The organism is Cellulomonas sp. IC4_254 (assembly GCF_011603975.1).
Classification (GTDB): Bacteria; Actinomycetota; Actinomycetes; order Actinomycetales; family Cellulomonadaceae; genus Cellulomonas.
The window spans coordinates 1-5,360 of sequence record NZ_JAANNB010000229.1; the positions used below are offsets into that span (position 1 = coordinate 1).

Below are 5,360 nucleotides of genomic sequence, written 5' to 3' on the forward strand. Positions count from 1 at the left end.
GCCCGCGGTGCCCGCCGCGGCCGACCCGGCCCCCGCGGACCCGGCCGCGGACCCGGCCGCCGCCGACCCCGCGGCCGACGCCGCCGCGAGCACCCAGGTCACCTGGGGCGTGCGCCCGGCCGACACCGTGCACGGCGCCGAGCGCCCGAACTTCGCCTACACCCTGCCGCCCGGCGGCACGCTCTCCGACGCCCTCGTCGTGACGAACAAGGGCGACGCCCCGCTGGCCCTCGACGTGTACGCCGCCGACGGCTTCCTCACCCCGGACGGCACCCTGGACGTGCTGGAGGCGGGGGAGGAGTCCACCGCGCTCGGCGCGTGGGTCGCGGTCGAGACCCCCGAGCTCGTCCTGGGGCCGGGCGCCGCCGCCGAGGTCCCGTTCACCCTGACCGTCCCCGAGGACGCCCAGCCCGGCGACTACGCCGCGGGCATCGTCTCCAGCCTCCTGGTCGAGAACGCCGCGGGTGTCTCGGTCGACCGGCGGCTCGGCTCCCGCGTGCACCTGCGCGTCTCGGGCGACCTCGCCCCGGCCCTGGCCGTGACGGACCTGCGCGTCGACTACGACGCCGGCGGCAACCCGGTCGCCCCGGGTGCGGCGACCGTGACGTTCACCGTGACCAACACGGGCAACGCCCGCCTCGCGCCCACCGAGCAGGTGCAGGTCGCGGGGCTGTTCGGCCTCGGCCGGGCCCGGGCCGCGGCCGTCGACGTGCCCGAGCTGATCCCCGGCGCGTCCGTCGAGCGCACGGTCCGGGTCGACGGCGTGTGGCCCCTGGTGCGCACGACGGCCACGATCGCCCTCGGCGGCGAGGTCGTCGCACTCCCCGGCGCCGCGGCGGCCGACGCCGCGCCCGCGGTCCCCGGCGTGGTCGCCACCGCCGCGGCCTGGGCCGTCCCGTGGGCTCTGATCGGCGCGCTGGCCCTGGTCGTCGCGCTGGTGGCCCTGCGGGTGCTCGCCGGGCGCCGCCGCAAGGTGCGGCACCAGCGCGCCGTGGACGCGGCCGTCGCCGACGCCCTCGCCCGGCAGGGGGCCACGACGTGACCTGATCCGCCCGCGCCCCTGGACGCCGCCCGCCGGCGCCCTCCAGCATCGATGTTCCGCTCTCGACGAGGAGACCGACATGACCCGCCCCATCACCCTGTTCACCGGCCAGTGGGCCGACCTGCCGTTCGAGGAGGTGGCCCGGCTCGCGTCCGAGTGGGGCTACGACGGCCTGGAGATCGCCTGCTGGGGCGACCACCTCGACCCGTGGCGCTGGGACGACGACGCCTACGTCGCCTCCCGGCTGGAGATCCTGGACCGGTACGGCCTGAAGGTCTGGGCCATCTCCAACCACCTCAAGGGCCAGGCCGTCTGCGACGACCCGATCGACCTGCGGCACGAGGACATGCTGTCCGAGCGCGTGTGGGGCGACGGCGACCCCGAGGGCGTCCGGCAGCGCGCCGCCGAGGAGATGAAGCACACGGCCCGGATCGCGGCCAAGCTCGGGGTGGACACCGTCGTCGGCTTCACCGGGTCCTCGATCTGGAAGTACGTCGCGATGTTCCCGCCCGTCCCGGCCGCCGTGATCGAGGCGGGCTACCAGGACTTCGCCGACCGGTGGAACCCGATCCTCGACGTGTTCGACGAGGTCGGCGTCCGGTTCGCGCACGAGGTGCACCCGAGCGAGATCGCCTACGACTACTGGACGACCGTCCGCACCCTGGAGGCGATCGGGCACCGCGAGGCGTTCGGCCTCAACTGGGACCCGAGCCACATGGTGTGGCAGGACCTGGACCCGGTGGCGTTCCTCTGGGACTTCCGGGACCGGATCTACCACGTCGACTGCAAGGACACGAAGAAGCGGATGGGCAACGGCCGCAACGGCCGGCTCGGCTCCCACCTGCCGTGGGCCGACCCCCGCCGCGGCTGGGACTTCATCTCCACCGGCCACGGCGACGTGCCCTGGGAGGACGCGTTCCGCGTGCTCAACACCATCGGCTACACCGGCCCGATCTCCGTGGAGTGGGAGGACGCCGGGATGGACCGGCTGCTCGGCGCGCCGGAGGCGCTGGCCTTCGTCAAGCGGCTCGCGTTCGACGCCCCGGAGGCGGCCTTCGACGCGGCGTTCTCCACGAAGGACAAGGCGTGACGGCCGACGCCCGCGCGCGCACCGGGCTCTGGCTCGTCGGCGCGCGCGGGTCGGTCGGCACCACGGCCGCGCTCGGGCTCGCGGCGCTGGCCGCCGGGCACGCGGGGGCGGCGGGCTGCGTCACGGCGGCCCCCGCGTTCGCCGGGCTGCCGCTGCCGGACTGGGGCGACCTCGTCGTCGGCGGGCACGACGTCAGCGACGTGTCGCTGGCCAAGCGGGCCGAGGCCCTGGTCGACGCCGGGATGATTCCCGCGCCGCTGCTCGCCGCCACCGCGTCCGCCCTCGACGCCGCCGACGCCGAGGTCCGGCCGGGCCACCGCGGCCCGCTGGTGCCCGGGGGCTCGCAGCAGCAGGTCGCCGAGCGGCTGGCGGCCGACATCACCGGGTTCGCCGCGCGGCACGACCTCGCGCGGGTCGTCGTCGTCGACGTGTCCTCCACCGAGCCGCCCGCGCACCCGACGCCGGCGCACGACGACCCGGCGGCGCTGGCCGCGGCGGTGCGCGAGCCCGGGCGGGTCGTGCTGCCGCCGTCGTCGGTGGCGGCGTACGCGGCCGTGCTCGCGGGCGCGGCCTACGCCGGGTTCACCCCGTCCGCCGGGATGGGGCTCCCCGCGCTGCAGGCGCTCGCCGCCGCGGCGGGCGTCCCGGTCGCCGGGCAGGACGGCAAGACCGGGCAGACCTGGCTGCGCACCGTGCTCGCGCCGGCGTTCGCCGACCGGGGCCTGCGGGTGCTGTCCTGGGCCGGGACCAACCTGCTGGGCGGCGGCGACGGCGCGACCCTCGCGGACCCGGAGGCCGTCCGGTCCAAGCTCGCGTCCAAGACCCGCGGGCTGCGCGACCTCACCGGCTCCGACGTCACGCCGCTGCACATCGACCACGTGCCCGACCTCGGCGACGTCAAGGTCGCCTGGGACCACGTGCACGCCGAGGGCTTCCTCGGCTCGCGGATCACCCTGCAGACCACCTGGTCCGCCTACGACTCCATCCTCGCGGCGCCGATGGTGCTGGACCTCGCGCGGCTGCTCGCGCTGGCGCACGCGGGCGGGGTCGCGGGCGTCGTCCCCGAGCTCGGGTTCTTCTTCAAGGACCCGTGGGGGTCGGACCGGCACGCCGCCGCGGACCAGGCCGGCGACCTCGTCCGGTGGGCCCGGGGGCTGGCGGCGTGACGACCGTGACCCTTCCGCGCGAGGTCGCCGGTTCCGCGCCGATCCGTCCCGCGCGACCGGCGACCCCGCGCGGGACCGGCGACCTCGGCACGGCACGCCCGCTCCGGGACCACCTGGAGCTCGTGCGCGCGCCCGCCGTGCTGACCGTGCTGGGGGACACCGTCGCCGGCGCGGCGGCGGCCGGGCTGCCGCTCACCGGGCGCCGGGCGCTGCTGCCGCTCGCGTCGGCGTGCCTGTACGCCGGCGGCATGGCGCTCAACGACTGGGCGGACCGCGAGGTCGACGCCGCCGAGCGCCCCGAGCGGCCGATCCCGTCCGGGCGCATCGACCCCCGGCACGCACTGCGGGTCGCGGCCGGCCTCGGCGCGGCGGGCCTCGCGCTCGCCGCGGCGGGAGGCGGCCGGCGGGCGCTGGCGGTCGCCGGGCCGCTGGCCGCGGCGGTGTGGCTGTACGACGCCCGGCTCAAGGACACCGCGGCGGGGCCCGCCGCGATGGCCGCCTGCCGCGGGCTGGACGTCCTGCTCGGCGCGGGTGTCGGGCACCTGCGCGCCGCGGCGCCCGCGGCGGCGGCCCTCGCCGCGCACACCGCCGGCGTGACGGTGCTGTCCCGCGGCGAGGTGCACGGCACGACCCGCGGCGTCGCGACCGCCGTCGCCGTCGGCACGGTCGTGGTGTCCGGCGCCGTCCTGACCGGCCCGGTGCGCCGCCCGGGTGCCGGGGGTGCGCTCGGTGCGCTGGGTGCCCCGGAGGCCGCGGGTGCTGCGGGGGCCCCGGACGCCGCGGGCGCGACGGCCGGTCCCGTCGCGGGCGTCGCCCTGACGGTGGCCGCCGCCGCGTACCTCGCGCAGTGCCTGCCGCCGCAGGTCGCGGCCGCCCGCACGCCCACCGCACCCGCCGCCCGGGCCGCGACCGGCGCCGGCATCCGCGCGATGATCCCGCTGCAGGCCGCGTGGGCCGCGCGCGCCGGCCGGCCGGGCGCGGCCCTCGCGCTCGGGGCGGTCGCCGTCGCCGGGGTGCTGCTCCGCCGGCGCACCGGCCCCGGGGCGGTGAGCGAGACGTGACCGGCCACCCCGGTGCCCCGGACCCGCGGCGCGCCGACCCCGACGGCCTGCCGTTCGCGCTCGGCTACGGCACGAACGGCCTCGGCGACCACCCGCTGCCCGCCGCGCTCGACCTGCTGGAGGAGTCGGGCTACGACGCCGTCGCGCTGACGCTCGGCTTCCCGCACCTCGACCCGGGGGCGCCCGCCGCCGACCTCGCCGCGCTCCGGGACCGGCTCGCCCGCGCCCACGACGGCCGCGGCATGCGGGTGGTCGTGGAGACCGGCACCCGCTACCTGCTCGACCCCCGGCGGAAGCACGCGCCCGCGCTCGTCGACGCCGAGGCCGGCTCGCGGCTGGCCTACCTGCGCCGGGCGGTCGAGGTCGCCGCCGCGCTCGGCGCCCCGGTCGTGCAGCTGTTCTCCGGCGTCCGCGCGCCCGACGTCACCGCGGCCGCCGCGGACGACCGGCTGCGCGAGCGCCTGCCCGGGCTCGTCCGGCACGCCGCCGAGCACGGCGTCCGGCTGGCCCTCGAGCCGGAGCCCGGGATGCACGTCGAGACCGTCGCCGACGCCCTGCGGCTGCGTGCCGACCTCGGCGACCCGCCGGCGCTCGGCCTCACCGTCGACGTCGGGCACTGCCTCGTCGTGGAGCCCGGCGGCGTCGCCGGCGCCCTCGCCGCCGCGGGGCCGCACCTCGCGCACGTGCAGATCGACGACATGCCGCGCACGCACCACGACCACCGGCCGTTCGGCGAGGGCGACCTCGACCTGCCCGCCGCGCTGGCCGCCCTCGCCGCGACCGTCGACGGGCCCGGCTACGCCGGCGTGGTCTCCGTCGAGCTGCCGCGGCACTCGTGGGACGCGCCCCGGCAGGTCGTCGCGGCGGCCGCCGCGATCCGCGGCGCGTGGCAGGGCGCCCGCCTCGAGGACCCCGCCGGCCAGGACCGCCGACCGCCCGCGACCACCGCGCCCGTACCCCTGCCCGAACCCGCTCGCTGAGAGGGGGTGCCACCCGTGACG

Annotated in this window: 5 protein-coding genes; all 5 read left to right on the forward strand. The window is 78.7% G+C overall.

All coding sequences use genetic code 11. The features are described from left to right. A partial coding sequence (locus G6556_RS16760; protein ID WP_166943972.1) for a DUF916 domain-containing protein occupies positions 1–1,042 on the forward strand: 1,042 nt, incomplete at its 5' end. 79 nt (positions 1,043–1,121) lie between these two features. After that, entirely contained in the window at positions 1,122–2,132 is a 1,011-nt protein-coding gene (locus G6556_RS16765) for a sugar phosphate isomerase/epimerase family protein (protein WP_166943974.1), read from the forward strand. Beyond that, positions 2,129–3,298: an inositol-3-phosphate synthase gene (locus G6556_RS16770; protein WP_166943976.1), complete on the forward strand. Its 1,170-nt coding sequence runs from the start codon at positions 2,129–2,131 to the stop codon at positions 3,296–3,298. The genes G6556_RS16765 and G6556_RS16770 overlap by 4 nt, the downstream gene beginning before the upstream one ends. Continuing rightward, positions 3,295–4,359 (forward strand): SCO3242 family prenyltransferase, encoded by a 1,065-nt coding sequence (locus G6556_RS16775; protein WP_346774960.1) that lies wholly within the window; start codon positions 3,295–3,297, stop codon positions 4,357–4,359. Before G6556_RS16770 ends, G6556_RS16775 begins: the two co-directional genes overlap by 4 nt. Then, complete coding sequence (locus G6556_RS16780; protein WP_166943978.1) at positions 4,356–5,339, forward strand: sugar phosphate isomerase/epimerase family protein; 984 nt, start codon at positions 4,356–4,358, stop codon at positions 5,337–5,339. Before G6556_RS16775 ends, G6556_RS16780 begins: the two co-directional genes overlap by 4 nt. Positions 5,340–5,360 lie beyond the last annotated feature (21 nt).